Source organism: Actinoplanes sp. NBRC 103695, from assembly GCF_030269485.1.
GTDB lineage: Bacteria > Actinomycetota > Actinomycetes > Mycobacteriales > Micromonosporaceae > Actinoplanes.
The window spans coordinates 251,388-268,860 of sequence record NZ_BSTL01000014.1; the positions used below are offsets into that span (position 1 = coordinate 251,388).

The following is a 17,473-nucleotide window of genomic DNA, read 5'->3' on the forward strand; positions in this document are numbered from 1 at the left end:
GGTATGCCCATCCCCTGGCGGGAGGCGGTGGTCGCGGGTCTGGGTCTGCTCACGGTGGCCAGCGGGTTCCTGCCCTGGTGGGTCCTGCGGGTGCAGGTGGGCGACGACCGCGGCGAACGCGTCGAGACGTACACCGCATCCGCCTGGCTCGTGTCGTCGCGCTGGAGCCAGGCCCTGCTCGTCACCGCGGTGTCGGTCGTTCTCGGGCTGCTCTGGTGCCTCTTCCGGGACCGGGCGCCGGTGGTGTTGTGGATCGCCGCGCTGGCCGGCGTCACGCTGGCCGTCTTCCTCGCCCTCGACCAGCGCGCCGACACCAGGCCGCCGCCGTCGCCGCCGACGCGGTCCATCACGATCGTCGAGGGGATCACCGACATCTCCCCGCAACCCACCGCCGATTTCGCGGCGGGCCGGATGCGGCGGGACCGGCTGGTCGCGTACCACAGCGAAGGGCTGAACGCCGACGTCGGCTGGGGTTTCTGGGCCGGCCTCGCCGGGATGGTGCTCACCGGGATGTCGCTGGCCGTGGCCGGCCGCCGCCCTCAGGACAGCGCGGGCGCCTGACGTCAGTGCGGGTTGGTGAAGGTCGCCTTCGTCCGCACCGCCCACTCGATCGTGTCCCGGGCGGTCTCGGTGAACGGCCGGGACACGTAGCCCGCCTGTCGCGCGCGCTCGCCGGAGAGCTGGAACACGCCGTCGTCACTACCGTCGCGGGGCTGCACGATGAACCCGCCGAGGTCGTCGACGTTCTCGTCCTCCGTCCACCGGACGGTCGCCGTCCCGCGGCCCGCCCGGCGGCAGGCCTCGAGCATCTCGGCGAAGGTCATCGGCGGTGGCATCACGTTGAACGGGCCGGGCCCGGCCCGCACCAGGAAGGCGGCCAGGTCACGGACGTCGGTCACCTGCACGGGCTGGGACGGCCGGGCCGCGCACGGGACCACGCCGGCGCCGGCCATCGCGAGGGCCCAGCTGGTGAAGGCGCCGAACGGGTCACCGGGGCCGTTGATCAACCCCGCGCGGATGGACGTCGCGCGGCCGGGCAGTGCCTCCTCGGCCGCGAGCTCGCAGGCGACCTTCAGGTTGCCGTACTCGCCGTCGTCCGCCGCCGGCGGCAGCAGCGGGGCGTCCTCCGACCGGCCCGCCCGGTCCGAACGGGGGTAGACCGCGACTGAGGACATGAAGACGTACTGCCCGATGCGCGGCGCCAGCAGCCCGGCGGTGGCGGCGACCTGGCGCGGGTGGAAGCCGCTGAAGTCGAAAACCCTGTCCCAGGTACCGGTGCCGAGCGCGGCCAGGCCGGCCTTGTCACCGTCCGCTGTCCGGTCGCCGATCAGGCGGGGAACACCGGGAAACAACTCCGTTCCCGTACGCCCCCGGTTGAACAGGGTGACGTCGTGGCCGGCTCGCAGTGCGTGCTCGGTCAGGTGGCGGCCGAGGTACTTGGTACCGCCGAGAATCAGCATGCGCACATCGGGAGTCTGGCGGACAGTCGTGGATGATGTCATCCCGCGCGAGTCAGCCCGGCAGGAAACTCGATCGTTCACGATCCGTCGCGGCGGCGGCGATCTCAGCGGGCCGGGCGGGCTCGACTGGCGCGGCGGGCGCGACTGGCGCGGCCGATGCGGCGGGCGCGGCCGATGCGGCGGGCGCGGCCGATGCGGCGGGCGCGGCCGATGCGGCCGGCCCGGCTGGTGCGGCCGGCCCGGCTGGTGCGGCCGGCCCGGCTGGTGCGGCCGACCCGGCTGGTGCGGCTGGTGCGGCGGGGTGGCGGTTGCCGGTGCGCTCGGCGCCGATGCCCGCGAGCACGACGAACGCGATGCCCCCGACCGCGACTGCCGACGGGCTCTGCCCGAGCACGACCAGGCCGATGACCAGCGCGATCGCCGGCTCCAGCGCCATCAAGGTGCCGAACGCGGCCGTGGTGAGGCGGCGCAGCGCCAGCAGCTCGAGGCTGAACGGGATCACCGGCAGCAGCAGCGCCAGGGCCAGACCGACGAGCACGAGCTGCGGCGTCATGTGGCCGATCACCGACGGGCCGGCGACCAGCGTCGCCACGATGCCGGCGACCGGCATCGACACGGCCAGGCCGGTGAAGCCCGGCATCGCGTCGCCGACGCGCTGGGTCAGGACGATGTACGCCGCCCAGCACACCGCCGCGGCCAGGGCGAACGCCACCCCGAGCGGGTCGGCGCCGCCGTTCCACGGCTCGGTCAGCATCAGCACCCCGGCGGCGGCCGGCAGCGCCCACAGCCGGGCCCGGCCGGAGCCACGCACCACGGCGACGCCGAGCGGGCCGAGGAACTCCAGCGCGCTCGCCGTACCCAGCGGCAGCCGGGCCACGGCGGCCATGAAGAGCATCGTGATGCCCGCGGTGACCACCCCGAGCGCCACGCCGTTGAGCAGCACCCGCCGCGGGATCGAGCGCAGCCTCGGGCGGACCAGCAGCGGCAGCAGCAGGCCGGCCCAGGCGAGCCGCAGCCAGGCGGCCCCCTCCGCGCCGATCTGGTCGATCAGTCCGACGGACGCGGCGATGCCGAGCTGCACCAGCGTCATCGACGCGAGTGCCAGCATGGTGCCGCTGCGGGCGTTGTTCTTCATGAACCCAGTTCACCCAACCCGATCGTTCACGTCCACGTGAAGATCGTGGACAATCCGTTCAGCAATCGTGAACAATGACGGCGTGGACACGCGCCGCCTGCGGATTCTGCTCGAACTGTCCCGACGAGGGTCGATGCGTGCCGTCGCCGACGAGATGGACATCACCACCTCCACCGTGTCGCAGCAGATCGCCGCGCTGGCCGGCGAGGTCGGCGCGACGCTCATCGAGCCGGTCGGCCGCAACGTCCGGCTCACCCCGGCGGGCCGTCGGCTGGCCGATCACAGCGTCGCCATCCTCGCCGCCGTCGACGCCGCCCGCCTCGACCTCGACCCGGGCGCCGAGCCGGCCGGGACGGTCCGGGTCTCCGGCTTCGCCACGGCCATCCGCCGCGCGCTGCTGCCGCTGATCGCCGATCTTCACCAGACCCATCCCCGGGTACGGGTCTCCGTCCTCGAACACGAGCCCGTGGAACAGTTCGCCCTGCTCGCCGCCGACGACATCGACCTGGCGCTGATGTACGACTTCACTCTCGCCCCGGCCACCTTCGACGCCTCGCTGGTCGCCCACCCGATGTTCACGGTGCCGTGGTCGCTGGGCGTGCCGGCCGACACCCCGGACGGCGCCGACCTGACCGGCCGCGACTGGATCGTCAACTCCCGCAACCCCAGCGAGCAGGACGTGGTGCGGATGATCGGCGCGGTGGCCGGATTCACGCCGCGGTTCGTGCATCAGGCCGACAGCCTCGCCCTGCTGCAGGACCTGATCGTCGCCGGGCTGGGCGTCGGCCTGCTGCCCGCCGACCGGCCGCCGCAGGCCGGGGTACGGCTGGTGCGGCTCAACGGTCCCGAGGTGCTGTTGCGGGCATGGGCGGTGGCTCGGCGGGGACGGGAGGCGTGGCCACCGCTGGCGCTGCTGCTGAGTCGTCTCGGACGAGGCGATCCCTCCGCCGCTTCTTGACGACCTCGCCGATCGTCTCAGGGGTAAAGCCCGGCGCGGAAGGTGAACGAGACCAGCTGGGCGCGGTCACGGGCGCCGACCTTCGTCATGGCCCGTACCGCGTGCGTCTTGACCGTGAACGGTGACACGACCATCTGGGCCGCGATCTCGTCATTGCTGAGGCCGCCGGCCACGAGGACGATCACGTCCCGTTCCCGGGGTGTCAGGGCGTCGAAGCGGCGCAGCAGTTCCTTGTCGATCGCCGGGGGCGGGCTGTCGGTCATGTGGCCGATGAGGGCGGCTGTCGCGGCGGCGGACAGCGCGCCGCCACCGCCGACGACCTCGGTGATTCCGGCGACGAGTTCGGCCGGACTCACGATCTTGCTCAGGAAACCGTTGGCGCCCGCACGCAGGGCGGCGAGGACGATGTCGTCCTGGTCGAACGTGGTCAGCACGATCACCCGCAGCTTCTCGGCGGGGTGTTCCTGGCGGATCCGGCGGGTGGCTTCGACACCGTCGATGCCCGGCATGCGGATGTCCATCAGCACCAGGTCGACGGGATGATCACGCAGGAACGGGAGGACCTGGAGGCCGTCGGAGAGATCGGCCACCACCACCAGGCCGGGGTCGAGCTGGAGCATCGCCCGGATGCCGGCCCGGATGTCGTCCTGGTCGTCGACGATCAGAATCCGGGTCATCAGGCGACGTCTCCGCGCAGGCTGAACTCCGCGCTGACCCGGAACCGCCCGCCGTCGCTGCCGATGGTCAGCCTGCCGTGGGAGGCCTCGACGCGTTCGCGCATCCCGACGAGTCCGAGCCCGCTGCCGCGGGATGCCGCACCGATGCTGTTCTCCACGGTGACGTGGATCCTGCTGTCGTGTTCGCGCACGTCCACCGTTGTCGTTCCCTCTCCGTGCCGGTAGGCATTCGTCAGTGCTTCCTGCACGACCCGGTAGACCGTCACCCCGACGCCGGGCTCCACGAAACCGGCGGGCAGGTCGATGGAGGGCCGGACGTCGAGACCGATGCTCTCGAACGAGGCGATGAGCCCGGGCAGACCGCTGAGGGCCGGGGCCGGCCGGAGCGCCTCGTCGTCGGAACTGTCGTCTCCGCGCCGCAGCAGCGCGAGGATCCGCTGTGACTCGAGGACGACGGTACGGGCGCAGGATCTCGCCGCGACGAGGGCCCGCCGGGACGACGGGGCGTCGTCGGGCAGCCCGATCTCGGCCGCACCGAGATGCATGCTCAGCATGGCGACCTGGTGGCCGATGACGTCGTGCAGGTCCCGCGCGATGCGCAGACGTTCTTCGGTCACCCGCCGGGTGGCTTCGATCTCACGGGTGGCGATGGCGTTCTCGGCCCGTTCCTCCAAGGCCCACCAGTGGTCCCGGTGCAGGCTCAGGGCGACCCCGGTCGCCCCGCCCGCGATGGCCGAGAACAGGGCGGCGGCCCCGACGATCATGCCGCCGCGGAAGCCTCCGAAGGTGATGAGCGTGCCCAGGAAGAACACCGCCACGACGACGGTGGCGACCACCGGCTGTCTGCCCCGGAAGGTGACCGAGAACAACACGAACACGGCCATCATCCACACCGACAGCGGGTCCTGCCCCACGGCGGTGACGGCGAAGGACGCGGCGCTCGTCACGACCAGTCCCGCCCACGGCCTCCACCACGAGAGGGCGATGCCGCCACCGGCGAGCAGGACGGACAGGGCGGTCGGCCACCCCGATCCCCCCACGATCACGGCCACGATCTGACCGGTGAGGACCAGCCCGGCCGCGGAGTAGGCGACCTGGTGCACCACCTCGGGGCGGCGGATCCACAGGGGCGCCGCGAGCCCGTCGTGATGGTTCCGCACCGTGACCATGACCTGATCATCGGTCATCCGGTCGGCGGCCGTGTACATCGAATGATGTAGACCGGATCACCTCGAGCGCCGCGGATGGCGAAACTACTTCGTTCGAAGTACGTGCCCCCGCCCGGGCAGATCCAGACTTCCTCCCGCGACCTCGTTCTCTCCGTGGAGGAAAACATGTTTCGTCCGTCGTCCCGCGACCGGGCTCTCGCCCCTGACCTGGAGCGCTTCATGGCCGAACGGGCCGGTGCGCACATCGTTGAGGTGAACTCCTCGCACGCCGCGATGGTCAGCCATCCGGACGCCGTCACCCGCCTGATCGAGCGGGCCGATCGGGGAACCCCGTGACCCCCGCCGCAGCAACCCGGACGTCGGGTGCCGCACCCGCGCTGCGCCGGCTCTATTTCGTACGCTTCGGCTTCGCTGTCGTCTGGGCCGGCTTGCTGGCCCTGACCGGTTCCGACCTGAGTGTTGCCGCAGGTGTGCTGCTGGTGCTCTATCCGCTGTTCGACGTGGGTGCGGCGGTCGTGGACGCCCGGTCGTCGCGGACCCGGGAGCTGGTGCTGAACATGGTGTTGAGTGCGCTGGCGGCGGTCGGGCTGGCTGTCGCGGCAGCGTCGGGCATTCCGGCGGTGTTACGGGTGTGGGGTGCGTGGGCTGTGCTGGCCGGGGCGGTGCAACTGGTGGTTGCCCTGCGACGCCGCCGGCTCGGCGGGCAGTGGCCGATGATCCTCAGCGGCGGCATCTCGGTCCTGGCCGGCGCATCCTTCATCGCCTCGGCCGGCCGGGACGACGCGTCGCTGACCAACCTCGCGGGATACGCGGTCCTCGGTGGGGTGTTCTTCCTGATCTCGGCAATCCGTCTCGGACCGGCCGCGGGCGGTCACGAATAGCACGGTCGCCGACGCCGCCCGGGCCCTCCGAGCCTCCCTCCGACACGGCAAAGCGCAAGCCACAACCCGCCGACCCCCACCCATCGGCGAAGGCTAGCCACCGGATAGATCACGAAGTGCCGTTGGAGTACCAGGCAACGCCGCGTCCGGGCGAGGCGACGCCTCCTCCGGGCGGTGTCCTGACGCCGCGTCGGGGCTAGGCGCCGCCCCCGGGCTAGGCGCCGCCGCCCCCGGGCTAGGCGCCGCCGCCCCCGGGCTAGGCGGCGCCGCCGCGTCGCGGCGGCGGGACACCGCCACCCCTGCCAGGCACAGGGCGCCGCCGGCCAGCGTGAGCCAGCCCGGCACCTCGTCCAGGAACAGCCAGGACATGAACACGACCAGAGCCGGCACGACGTACGTGGTCGCGCCGAGCTTGCCCGCGGTGGTGCGTGCCAGCGCGTACGCCCAGGTGGTGAACGCGATCGCGGTCGGGCCGACGCCCAGGTAGAGCATGTTCAGCGTGGCGGACACCGGCGCGTCGGCCACCTCGGTGATCAGCAGCCCGGCGAACGGCAGCAACGCGACGGTGGCGACCAATGTGGAGTAGGTGGTGATCTGCAGGGCGCTGCCGTGCCGCAGGGCCGGCTTCTGTGCCACCACCCCGATCGCGTAGGTGATCGCCGCCAGCAGGCACAGCAGCACCCCGAGCAGCGAGGAACTCCCGCCGCCGGACATCGACAGCCCGACCACCACCGTGCCGGCGAACGACACACCCATGCCGATCCACAGCGACCGGGGCGTCGCCTCGCGCAGCAGCCGGGTGCTGAGCACCGCGATCAGGATCGGGCCCAGGTTGACCACCAGCGCGGCGGTGCCCGCGTCGACCAGGCGCTCGCCCCAGTTCAGGAACACCATGTAGCCGCCGAACCAGAGCAGCCCCGAGATGAGGATGCCCGGCCAGGCCCCGCGCGCCGGCCAGCCGACCCGTCTGACGAGCGCGAACACGCTCAGCAGCAACGCCGCGGTGCCCAACCGGCCCAGCGCCAGCGCGCCCGGTGAGTAGGCGCTGCCGGCGCTGCGGATGGAGACGAACGCGGAGGCCCAGAAGAGGACGGTCACCGCGGCGGCGGCCAGGGCCGCCGCCCGTTGTCGATCAGACATGCGTCGAATCTAGGAGCCGGACCCGTCCATCTCCGAGCGATTTTCGGACATCCAACTCGAAGATCCCGCCAACCTCAGGAACGGCCCTTGAGCGTACGGGCGAGAGCGTTGAAGCCGTCGACGTCGCCGTCGGCGAGCAGCTGCGCCTGCCGCGGCCAGGTGCCCGCGGTGGACGGGCGGCGCATCTTGGCGGCGGCCATCGCGGATCGCAGGGTGGCGTCGTCGGCGACCGCGAGGTCGGCGTAGGTGGTGATGCCGGCGGCGTTCAGGGCGGCGGCCATCTTGGGGCCGATGCCCTCGAGGCGCTTGAGGTCGTCGACCGGGCCGACCCGCTGGGCGGGCACCGCGACAACCGGCTCCTCGACCACCGGCGCGGCGATCTCGGGCTCGGCGACAACCGGCTCGGCGGCGACGGGCTCGGCGACCGGCTCAGGCTCAGCGATGGGCTCAGCAACGGGCTCGGGCTCAGCGACCGGCTCGCGCTCGGCAACGGGCTCGCGCTCGGCAACGGGCTCGGGCTCAGCAACGGGCTCGCGCTCGGCAACGGGCTCGGGCTCGGCAACGGGCTCGGGCTCAGCAACGGGCTCGGGCTCAGCAACGGGCGCGGGCTCTCCGGCGGCGAGCGGCTCGGAGGCCGGCTCCGGGTCCTCGGCGAGGTGCGGCTTCGGCGACGACTCGACGACCGGCTCGGTCACCGCGACCGCCACCGGCGAGACCGCGTCGTCCGCCGCGGGCGTGGCCGGCTCGGTCACCACGGGCGAAGGAACGGGCGCGGGTGAGGCGGGTTCGGGCGTTGGCGTGACAGGTGCCGAGGCACTCGCGCCACGCCTCCCCCAGACCAGCCACCCGACGAGGAGGCCGATCAGAAACGCAAGGATGGAGTAGACGAACGACACGGGGACCTCCGGGCCGACCAAGGGGGTGGGAAAAGACCGGGGAAGGATCGCACACGTCGATACCCGCAGTCACATTCCGTCCCGCGTGTCGGGCGACATCACTTGCCGACGTACTCCCGGAGGTGCTTGGCAGTGAGCGTTTCCGAGACGCTGACCAGGTCCGACGGTGTTCCGGTGAAGACCACCCGGCCGCCGTCGGCACCCGCGCCGGGACCGAGGTCGATGATCCAATCGGCGTGCGCCATCACCGCCTGGTGATGTTCGATGACGATCACCGTGTTGCCGGCGTCGACCAGCCGGTCGAGCAGCGCCAGCAACTGATCGACGTCGGCCAGGTGCAGGCCGGTGGTCGGCTCGTCGAGGATGTAGGTGGCGGCCGCCTCGGCCATCCGGATGGCGAGTTTGAGGCGTTGCCGCTCGCCGCCGGACAGCGTGGTGAGCGGCTGGCCGAGGCTGAGGTAGCCGAGACCCACATCGGACAGCCGGTCCAGCACGGCCCGCGCGGCCTTCTCGGTGAAGAAGTCGCGCGCCTCGGTCACCGGCATGCTCAGCACCTCGAAGATGTTCCTGCCGCGCAGCCGGTACTCCAGGACCTGCGGCGTGAACCGCTTGCCCTCGCACTTCTCGCACACCGACGCGACACCGGCCATCATCGCCAGGTCCATGTAGACCAGGCCGATGCCCTTGCAGTTCGGGCAGGCCCCCTCGGAGTTGGCGCTGAACAGGGCGGGCTTCACCCCGTTGGCCTTGGCGAAGGCGGCCCGGATCGGGTCCAGCAGGCCGGTGTACGTGGCCGGGTTGCTCCGCCGCGACCCGCGGATCGCCGACTGGTCGACCACCACGACACCCTCACGCTTGGCCAGTGAGCCGTGGATCAGCGAGCTCTTGCCCGACCCGGCCACCCCGGTGACGACGGTCAGCACGCCGAGCGGCACGTCGACCGAGACGTCCTTGAGGTTGTGCAACGTCGCGCCGGTGATCGTGAGCTGCCCGGTCGGCTCCCGGAAAGCCGGACGCAGAGCGACGCGATGGTCGAGGTGCCGGCCGGTCAGCGTGTCCGAGGCGCGCAGCTCGTCGACCGTACCCTCGAATTGGATCTGTCCCCCGGCCGGACCCGCGCCCGGGCCGAGGTCGACGACGTGGTCGGCGATCGCGATGGTCTCCGGCTTGTGCTCGACGACCAGGACCGTGTTCCCCTTGTCGCGCAACCGTTGCAGCAGGTTGTTCATCCGGCGGATGTCGTGCGGGTGCAGGCCGATCGTCGGCTCGTCGAAGACGTACGTGACATCGGTCAGCGCGGATCCCAGATGCCGGACCATTTTGACGCGCTGCGCCTCGCCGCCGGAGAGCGTGCCGGACTCCCGGTCCAGCGACAGATAGCCGAGGCCGATCTCGACCAGCGAGTCCAGTGTGTGCCGCAGCGTCGTCAGCACCGGCCCGACCGACGGCTCACGGATCTCGGCGAGGAACGTGGCCAGGTCGCTGACCTGCATCGCGGAGCACTCGGCGATGTTCCGGCCGTCGATCCGCGACTCCAGCACGTCCGGCCGGAGGCGGCTGCCCTTGCACTCGCCGCACTGCGCGAACGTCGCGATGCGGTCGATGAACGCCTTGATGTGCGGCTGGGCGGCCTCCCGGTCCTTGGACAGGTACATCCGCTGGATCTTGACGACCAGGCCCTCGTACGACGTGTTGATGCCGTTGACCTTGATCTTGGTCGCCGGGCGGTGCAGGAAGTCCTGCCACTCCTGCTCGGTGAAGTCGGTCAGCGGCTTGTCCGGGTCGAAGAAGCCGGACTCGGCGAAACCCTTCACATACCAGCCGTCGACGCTGAAGTTCGGCGCCGTGATCGCGCCCTCGTTGATCGACCTGGTCCGGTCGACCATGCCGTCCACGTCGATGCTGGACACCTTGCCGAGGCCCTCGCACGCCGGGCACATGCCCTCGGCGTTGAACGAGTAGGCCATCGCGCTGCCGGCGCTGGGCACGCCGATCCGGCTGAACAGGATGCGGAGCAGGGTGTACGCGTCCGTCGCGGTCCCGAGCGTGCTGCGGGCGTTGGCGCCCATCCGCTCCTGGTCGACGACGATCGCGGCGCTCAGGTTGTGCAGCGCGTCCACGTCGGGGCGGCTCGGGCTGCCCATGAACGACTGCAGGAACGCCGAATAGGTCTCGTTGATCATCCGCTGCGACTCGGCGGCGATCGTGCCGAAGACCAGCGAGGACTTGCCGGAGCCGGAGACCCCGGTGAAGACGGTCAGGCGGCGTTTCGGAAGGTCGAGCGAGACGTCGCGCAGGTTGTTCTCCCGCGCCCCGCGAACCTGGATGACATCGTGGTTGTCGGCGATGTGCGTCACCCGGCGACCCTACTTGCTAACCCGCCCGGCGGCGTGCCCTCCGGGCTGCGAGTTCGTCGCCCTCGGTCGGCTCGGCCGGCGCGTCCGTGCCCACCGGCTGAGGCTGCGCCGGCTCGGCGGGCAGGTTGGTCAGCGAGCCCTGGATCTCCTTGAAGGCGCCGCCGATCGCGATGCCGAACACGCCCTGGCCGCCCTGCAGCAGGTCGACGACCTCCTCCGGCGAGCGGCACTCGTAGACCGTGGTCCCGTCCGAGATCAGCGTGATGCCGGCCAGGTCCTCGACGCCGCGCGAGCGCAGCGTCTCGATCGCCTTCCGGATGTTCTGCAACGAGACACCGGCGTCCAGCAGGCGCTTGACCACCTTGAGGACCACCAGGTCACGGAACGAGTAGAGGCGCTGCGTGCCGGAGCCCGACGCGTCCCGGATGCTCGGGATCACCAGCGTGGTCCGCGCCCAGTAGTCGAGCTGGCGGTAGCTGATGCCGACCGCGTGGCACGCGGTCACCCCTCGATAGCCGACGGAACCGTCCTCGCCGACCGATGCGACTTCGCCCGCAAGAGGCTGATCGTTCATGCGACTACCTCCCCGCTGCCGCTTACCGAGACCACCTGAGCCTATATCTCAGCCGAGCGGGAAACAGGGAGGTAATACCGCGACACGCCGCGTACGGACGACCGGGGCCTTTGCCCTGATACATACCGGATTATCCGGCGAAGTCCTCCGGGCGCACCTGGTCGAGGAACTCACGGAACTTCTCGACCTCGTCCTCCTGCTCGTCCGGGATCACGATGCCGGCCTCGGTCAGCACCTCGTCGGCGCACCGGATCGGCGCACCCACCCGCAACGCCAGGGCGATCGAGTCACTCGGCCGCGCGGACACCCGCAGACTGTCGCCGATCAACAGGTCGGCGTAGAACACGTTGTCCTTCAACTCGGTGATCTCCACCGCCTTGAGCGGCTGCTGAAGGGCCGCGAGGATGTCCCGCAACAGATCATGGGTCAACGGCCGGGCCGGTTTCACGCCCTGCTGCTCGTACGCGATGGCGGTCGCCTCCACCGCGCCGATCCAGATCGGCAGGTACCGATCCCCGTCGACCTCCCTGAGCAGGACGATCGGCTGGTTGCTGGGCAGCTCCACCCGAACCCCGACCACGCTCAGCTCGCGCACCGCCGCCTCCGTGTGTCGATGTCATCGTCGCCGCTCATGTTCCACGGCTGCCCTACTCCTGCACGGTACACGCACGATGTCCGTGCCATCCCGCTTGCCCGCCCGGGTTCAGCGCCCAAGTTCGTTCCGCAATCCGGCCCGCACGAGGGCGGCGTGCAGCCGCTGCGAGAGCGCCTGCAACTCGCGAGCGGTCTCCGCGGCCCTGGCCCGGGCGGCGGGGTCGTGCTGCCGGACGAGCGGCGCCAGGAGCTGGGTGAAGAGACCCACCTCACGATCGGCGCCGGCCCGGAAAGCGCGCAGGTGGCGCAGTTCCAGCCCGTGGCGGGCGAGCCCAGCCACCGCCTCGACGATCACCACCTGGTCGCCGTCGTACCAGCCGGGCGGCCGGGCCGTCACCAGCCCGGCACGCTCCAGCTCGGTGAGCGTCTCATCGCTCACCCCGGTGCGCTCCATCAACTCGGCCCGCGGGACTCGGGTATCCGCGGGATCGGAGGCACGGGTCGAACCGGAAGCCCCGACCGCGACCAGAGCGGGCCGCTGCGGAGGTTCCAGCTCCTCCTGGTTGTCCAGCTGCTCACGGATCACCCGCAGCGGAAGGTACTGATCCCGCTGCGCGGTCAGCACGAACCGCAGCCGGTTGACGTCCTCCTGCGAGTACTTCCGGTAGCCGGACGGCGTGCGCTGCGGGTCGACGAGGCCTTCCGCCTCGAGGAACCGCAGCTTGGAGATCGTCGTGTCGGGGAACTCGGTGCGGAGCTGAGCGAGCACCTCACCGATACTCATCAGCGCGACATCCCGGCCCGGGCGCATCGCACCCGGGTCTCGCGCTGCTGCCCCCGCCGAGCTCACGCCTGGCCGCCCTCGCCCTCCGGCCGGGGCCCGGCGATGAACACGAGACGGAACTTGCCGATCTGCACCTCGTCGCCGTTGCTCAGCGTCGCGGCCTCGACTCGTTCCCGGTTCACGTACGTCCCGTTCAACGACCCCACGTCACGCACCGTGAAGGTCCCCTGGTCCCGGTGGAACTCGGCGTGCCGGCGCGAGACCGTCACGTCGTCCAGGAAGATGTCACTGTCCGGGTGCCGTCCGCTGGTCGTCACGTCGTGGTCCAGCAGGAAGCGAGCTCCCGCGTTCGGCCCCCGGCGCACGACCAGCAGGGCCATGCCGGGCGGCAGCGAACCGGACATCCGGCTCGGAACCACGTCGGTCTCGGGCCCATCGAGCACCTCGTCGAGCGCACCGAGGTTGAGCGTGGACGTGACGTCGAGTGGGGGAAACTCGTCGTCTGGGCGCGTCATGGACCACCTCACGGATCTGTCGCGGGTCGCGCCCGGCGGCGACACGAGGTGACCGGGACGCGGCTCCCCCTGCCGCTGTCCGGGACGCCGGACGCACGACTATAGGTTTCGAAGAGATAACAAGTTCTACACGTGCCACGCGAGCCTAGTCAGCCCTGCAACGACGGACAACCGGACGCGCGGGAGACTCAGCTCTCGGTCAGAGCGCGGTATCCGGCCGCGTCCAGTAACGCGTCCACCGATGCCGGATCGGCCGGGGCGATCTCCACCAGCCAGCCCGCCGCGTACGGCTCCGCATTGATCAGCTCCGGCTCGTCGGCCAGCGTCGCGTTGCGGGCCACGATCGTCCCGGCGAGCGGCGCGTAGAGCTCGGACACGCTCTTGGTCGACTCGATCTCGCCGATCGAATCACCGGCCTGGACCTCGGTGCCCTCGTCGGGCAGCTGCACATAGACGATGTCGCCCAGCGCGTCCTGCGCGAAGTGGGTGATGCCCACCCGCACCGGCCCGCTGCCGTCCGAGGCCACCCACTCGTGCTCGGACGTATAGCGCAGGTCCTCAGGAATCACGCATTCCTCCGTAGTGACACCAGAAAAGGATCCCGGTCAGGAGACCGGTCGTGCGTACTGCAAGGTCGTCGTCTTGTGCTTGGCGGTCACCTCGACCACCTCGCGGCGTTCGACGTTCACGCTACCGCCGTCACCCTCCACGGACGCGACCACCCCACCCGGGATGTTGAGCGCCGTCTCCATCGTCGCCGACGGCCCGATCACGAACAGGACGAACGGCCCGGCCACCCGCACCCCGTCGACGCTGATGCCGCCCTCCTGCGCGTCCACGAAGAAGGTGGACGCCACGATCCGCACCGGTTGCCCGCCGCTCCCCTGAATCTGCATGACCTCACCACCGGCGCCGCGCAGCTCCTGCACCGCGTTCAGCACGCCGGAGGCCTTCACGCCGACCATCTCGATCCGCAGCCCCGGCCCGCGCCCCGCCAGCGTGCCCGCGAGCAGCCCGAGCTCCTCGGCGCGCTTGTCCGCCTCGGCCAGCGCCGCCTGCCGCCCCGCCACACCCGAGGTCAGCTGCCGCTGCGAGTTCTCCAGCGTGGCGATCTCGGCCTGCAGCCGGGTGTCCCGCGCCTCCAGGTCGGAGAGGATCCGCACCAGGTCCTCCTGCCGCGCGGACGCCAGCCCCTCATCGGTGTTGTTGCTGCGCAGCTGGACCACCAGGGTGAACCCGAACAGCGCCAGCAGCACCGCGATCAACGCCGACCCCGAGGTCAACTTCCCCCGCAGCCTGGTCACCACCGCGCTGCCGGTCGGCTCCGGCTCCCCGGTGGTCCTTCCCTCTCCGGGTACGGGCACAGCGTCCCCGTTCCCGGCGTGGCCGGCGCGTTCGACGGTGTTCACCGGTTCAGGTGACAGGGCCACGTCCCGCCCGGCCTGGTCCGCGACCGGCTCGGCACCCGCCGTCGCCGGGGCGGCCTCCGCTTTGTCGCCGGGTCGCTCCTTCGCCGCGTCCGCCCCGAGCTCAACGGTCTTGTCCCCGGCCGGCGGCGTGACGACGGCCGGCGGCGTGACGACGGCCGGCTCGTCCTCGGCCGCCGCGGGCGGCACGAGGCGCTGGGTCTGACCGCCGTTGTCGACCATCGGCCGGCGCAGTGGCCTGGTCGGCTCGTTGTCCGGGTCGGACTCCAGGTCCGGGTCCAGATCCAGGTCCGGGTCAGGGTCCGGGACGATCTCGGACCGCTTCAGCGAGACCGTCGACTTGTTAGCAAGATCATCTTTTCCGCCCCCGGCAGGTGACTCCCCGGTGCCGCCTTCCGGCCGCTCCCCGGTGCCGCCTTCCGGCCGCTCCCGGGTGCCGTCCGGCGTCGCGGACGGATCCGGGCGGATCGACGCGCGCTGCTCGCCGGGCAGGGCGGGCATCCGGCCGGCCAGCGGCATGTCGCCGGCCGGCGTACCCGGCACGGGCTTGGCTTCGGGGGTGTCGTCGCGCTCGGTCATGACACCTAGGCCCGGAAGAGGTGCCGGCGGATGGCGGCCACGTTGCCGAAGATCCGGACGCCCAGGACCACCACCACGCCGGTGGAGAGCTGCCCACCCACGCCCAGCTGATCGCCGAGATAGACGATCAGGCCGGCGACCAGCACGTTCGAGACGAAGGACACGACGAACTGCTTGTCGTCGAAGATCCCGTCCAGCTGGGCGCGCACCCCGCCGAACACCGCGTCCAGCGCCGCCACCACCGCGATCGGCAGGTACGGCTGCAGGCCGGGAGGCACGGTCGGGTGGAACACGATGCCGAGGACGACACCGGCGATCAGGGCGAGTACGGCGATCATCGGCCGCCTTCCGACGGGGAGGGTGACAGGTAGGAAGGATCGGAGGGCGCGGGCGGCGGGGTGGCCGGTTTCGCCACCCGCAGCTTGAGCTCGGTGGCCGCCTCCAGCGTGACGTCGTCGACCTCGGCCGAGTCGAAGGACATCCCGTACCGGTTGACCAGCTCCTGGAAGAACCGCCCCGCATAGCCCTGACGGAAGTCGGTGGCAAGATCGTCCGGGCCGAGCGCGACCACCTCGTAGGGCGAGGTCACCGGCCGGAAGTCGACCAGGATCGCCTCGCCCGCCTGCCGGATCGTGGACGTCGCGGTCAGCCGCTCCCCGTTGATCGCGATGGCCTCCGCGCCCGCCGCCCACAGCGCGTTCGACGCCAGCTGCAGGTCGGAGTCCTTGACCTGCGCCTCGGTCCGGCGCTCGCCGGTCACCGGGTTGATCGTGGTCGGCCCGTCGGCGAGCGTCACCCGGGCGCCGCTGCCCCGCACCGGCGCCAGCCCCGTCGCCGCCTCCAGGTCACGCAGCCGCGCGACCGCCGCGCCGCCGAGCTCCTTCTCCCGCAGCTGGGCCACCTCGGCACGCAGCGAGTCGGCCCGTTCCTGCAGCTCACCGGTGTCCGAGCGGCGGTCCTGCACCTGGTTGACCAGGGTGTCGTGGGCTCGCGTGCGGGCCGGCTCGTCCTCGACGGTCTGCCGGTACGCCATCACCAGCAGCACACCGAGCGCGACCAGCGTGACCGCCATGATCACGCGGTAGGTCTTGCGCGCGCCCTCCGACGGCACCTCGCCGTTCGCCCTACGCGCCGCGGCGTCCGCATAGCCGGGGTCGAGTGGATTCCGGAACAACTCGGTCAGAAAGTCCGGCGTGAAGGTCCGCCGTTCCCCGCCCCCGGCGGCCGTCATCCGGCAACCGTCGCGGGCCCGTCCGGCCGCGCGCCCTTGGTCCCGGCCGCGCCGTCGCCGTCCCCGGCCGGCACGCCCTCACCGTTCCCGACAACCTCGCCGCCGGTCCCAGCCGCGCCACCGCTCCCAGCGCCATCGATCCCAGCGCCATCGATCCCGGCCGCCGCGCCCTCACTCCCGGCCGCCGCAACGCCGTGTCTGGCCCCTGCGCCGTCGTTGTTGGCCGCCGCGGAGCCGGCGGCGTCTGCCGCGGGCAGCCCTGCCGTGGCCGGGGCGGACTCCGTGGCCGGTGCGGACCGCGTAGCCGGGCCGGACGGCACGGAACCGTCGCTGCCGCCGCCGGCGCGCTCGGCGCGGACCAGGGAGATCGTCTGGACCCAGTAGAAGACGGCGGCCGCCCAGTAGAGCGCGAGCGCCCACCACATGAGCCCCCATCCGGTCGGCCCGAGCCAGTACTCGGAGTCCGGCAGCGCCTGGCTCAGCAGCACGATCGGGAACGCCGCGAGCAGCACGAACGTGCCGGTCTTGCCGACGTAGTGGACGGCCGGCGGCCCGTACCCGTAGCGGCGCAGCACCAGCAGCCCGACGCCGAGCACCACCTCGCGCAGCAGCAGCGCCACGGTCAGCCACAACGGCACGACCTCACGCAACGTGAAGCCGATCAGGGTGGCCAGGATGTAGAGCCGGTCGGCGAACGGGTCGAGCAGCTCACCGAGCCGGCTGACCTGGTTGAGGCGGCGGGCCGCCCACCCGTCCACCCAGTCCGTGGTGCCGCCCGCCGTGAGCACGATCACCGCGGCGACGTCGTGGTGCGGCCCGAGCAGCAGGTAGAGGAAGACCGGCACGCCGAGCAGCCGGATGAAGCTGATGACGTTCGGAACCGTCCAGATGCGCCGCGACGCGATGATGGGCGCGCGCGCAGGCTGCTGCGACATCGCGACTCCCTCTCCCCCAACGCTCCGGACCGGGCATCACCGGACCCGAGCCCCCGCCCGGTCCGGCCGGATCATGTCCGCACCGGTCACTCGCCGAGCCACTATAACCAGCCTGCCGCGCATGGCCCGTCCGCCGCCCCCAGCGGCATCGAAGGCAATCG

General features: G+C 71.5%; 19 protein-coding genes and 1 pseudogene. 4 read left to right on the forward strand and 16 right to left on the reverse strand.

All coding sequences use genetic code 11. The features are described from left to right. Positions 1 to 3: 3 nt before the first annotated feature. A complete protein-coding gene (locus tag QSK31_RS26070) occupies positions 4 to 561 on the forward strand; it encodes a hypothetical protein (RefSeq protein ID WP_285686958.1) in 558 nt (185 codons plus the stop codon). A 2-nt stretch (positions 562 to 563) separates the two neighbouring features. Here QSK31_RS26070 and QSK31_RS26075 read toward each other — a convergent pair whose 3' ends face one another. Both QSK31_RS26075 and QSK31_RS26080 read right to left on the reverse strand, forming a co-directional pair. Then, positions 564 to 1,466, reverse strand: coding sequence for a Rossmann-fold NAD(P)-binding domain-containing protein (locus tag QSK31_RS26075; protein WP_285686959.1), 903 nt, complete (start codon positions 1,464 to 1,466; stop codon positions 564 to 566). 46 nt (positions 1,467 to 1,512) lie between these two features. Beyond that, positions 1,513 to 2,595 carry an EamA family transporter gene (locus QSK31_RS26080; protein ID WP_285686960.1) on the reverse strand — a complete coding sequence of 361 codons (1,083 nt, stop codon included), beginning with the start codon at positions 2,593 to 2,595 and terminating at the stop codon, positions 1,513 to 1,515. 82 nt (positions 2,596 to 2,677) lie between these two features. Between QSK31_RS26080 and QSK31_RS26085 the strand changes: the two genes are divergently transcribed. Then, a complete protein-coding gene (locus QSK31_RS26085) occupies positions 2,678 to 3,553 on the forward strand; it encodes a LysR family transcriptional regulator (protein WP_285686962.1) in 876 nt (291 codons plus the stop codon). A 17-nt stretch (positions 3,554 to 3,570) separates the two neighbouring features. On the opposite strand, the gene QSK31_RS26090 is transcribed toward QSK31_RS26085, so the two are convergent. Both QSK31_RS26090 and QSK31_RS26095 read right to left on the reverse strand, forming a co-directional pair. Further along, entirely contained in the window at positions 3,571 to 4,230 is a 660-nt protein-coding gene (locus tag QSK31_RS26090; protein ID WP_285686963.1) for a response regulator transcription factor, read from the reverse strand. Further along, positions 4,230 to 5,438: a sensor histidine kinase gene (locus tag QSK31_RS26095; protein WP_285686964.1), complete on the reverse strand. Its 1,209-nt coding sequence runs from the start codon at positions 5,436 to 5,438 to the stop codon at positions 4,230 to 4,232. The genes QSK31_RS26090 and QSK31_RS26095 overlap by 1 nt, the downstream gene beginning before the upstream one ends. A gap of 126 nt (positions 5,439 to 5,564) precedes the next feature. Between QSK31_RS26095 and QSK31_RS26100 the strand changes: the two genes are divergently transcribed. Next, on the forward strand, positions 5,565 to 5,735 hold the full coding sequence (locus QSK31_RS26100; RefSeq protein ID WP_285686965.1) for a hypothetical protein: 171 nt from the start codon (positions 5,565 to 5,567) through the stop codon (positions 5,733 to 5,735). Further along, positions 5,732 to 6,280, forward strand: a complete 549-nt coding sequence (locus QSK31_RS26105) for a hypothetical protein (protein WP_285686966.1) — start codon at positions 5,732 to 5,734, stop codon at positions 6,278 to 6,280. The genes QSK31_RS26100 and QSK31_RS26105 overlap by 4 nt, the downstream gene beginning before the upstream one ends. A 93-nt stretch (positions 6,281 to 6,373) precedes the next feature. On the opposite strand, the gene QSK31_RS26110 is transcribed toward QSK31_RS26105, so the two are convergent. From QSK31_RS26110 to clsA, 12 genes and pseudogenes are all read right to left on the reverse strand, one after another. Next, a complete protein-coding gene (locus tag QSK31_RS26110; protein WP_285686967.1) occupies positions 6,374 to 7,420 on the reverse strand; it encodes a DMT family transporter in 1,047 nt (348 codons plus the stop codon). Positions 7,421 to 7,494: 74 nt separating this feature from the next. Then, positions 7,495 to 8,175 (reverse strand): helix-hairpin-helix domain-containing protein, encoded by a 681-nt coding sequence (locus QSK31_RS26115; RefSeq protein WP_285686968.1) that lies wholly within the window; start codon positions 8,173 to 8,175, stop codon positions 7,495 to 7,497. A 239-nt stretch (positions 8,176 to 8,414) separates the two neighbouring features. Next, positions 8,415 to 10,673, reverse strand: coding sequence for an ATP-binding cassette domain-containing protein (locus QSK31_RS26120; RefSeq protein ID WP_285686969.1), 2,259 nt, complete (start codon positions 10,671 to 10,673; stop codon positions 8,415 to 8,417). A gap of 16 nt (positions 10,674 to 10,689) precedes the next feature. Beyond that, a complete protein-coding gene (locus tag QSK31_RS26125; RefSeq protein ID WP_285686970.1) occupies positions 10,690 to 11,247 on the reverse strand; it encodes a MerR family transcriptional regulator in 558 nt (185 codons plus the stop codon). A gap of 130 nt (positions 11,248 to 11,377) precedes the next feature. After that, positions 11,378 to 11,842, reverse strand: a complete 465-nt coding sequence (locus QSK31_RS26130; protein WP_285686971.1) for a bifunctional nuclease family protein — start codon at positions 11,840 to 11,842, stop codon at positions 11,378 to 11,380. A 108-nt stretch (positions 11,843 to 11,950) separates the two neighbouring features. Further along, entirely contained in the window at positions 11,951 to 12,652 is a 702-nt protein-coding gene (gene ftsR, locus QSK31_RS26135; protein WP_502873009.1) for a transcriptional regulator FtsR, read from the reverse strand. A gap of 35 nt (positions 12,653 to 12,687) precedes the next feature. Continuing rightward, positions 12,688 to 13,140: an oxoglutarate dehydrogenase inhibitor Odhl gene (gene odhI, locus QSK31_RS26140; protein WP_285686973.1), complete on the reverse strand. Its 453-nt coding sequence runs from the start codon at positions 13,138 to 13,140 to the stop codon at positions 12,688 to 12,690. Between the two features lie 188 nt (positions 13,141 to 13,328). Next, complete coding sequence (gene gcvH / locus QSK31_RS26145; protein WP_285686974.1) at positions 13,329 to 13,709, reverse strand: glycine cleavage system protein GcvH; 381 nt, start codon at positions 13,707 to 13,709, stop codon at positions 13,329 to 13,331. 36 nt (positions 13,710 to 13,745) lie between these two features. Continuing rightward, positions 13,746 to 14,570 (reverse strand): DUF881 domain-containing protein, encoded by an 825-nt coding sequence (locus QSK31_RS26150; RefSeq protein WP_502873010.1) that lies wholly within the window; start codon positions 14,568 to 14,570, stop codon positions 13,746 to 13,748. Between the two features lie 581 nt (positions 14,571 to 15,151). Then, positions 15,152 to 15,484 (reverse strand): small basic family protein, encoded by a 333-nt coding sequence (locus QSK31_RS26155; protein WP_285686975.1) that lies wholly within the window; start codon positions 15,482 to 15,484, stop codon positions 15,152 to 15,154. Beyond that, positions 15,481 to 16,377, reverse strand: coding sequence for a DUF881 domain-containing protein (locus QSK31_RS26160; RefSeq protein ID WP_285686976.1), 897 nt, complete (start codon positions 16,375 to 16,377; stop codon positions 15,481 to 15,483). Before QSK31_RS26160 ends, QSK31_RS26155 begins: the two co-directional genes overlap by 4 nt. A gap of 341 nt (positions 16,378 to 16,718) precedes the next feature. Continuing rightward, positions 16,719 to 17,312: pseudogene (clsA, locus tag QSK31_RS26165) on the reverse strand (cardiolipin synthase ClsA); the annotation flags it as partial. Positions 17,313 to 17,473: the final 161 nt, after the last annotated feature.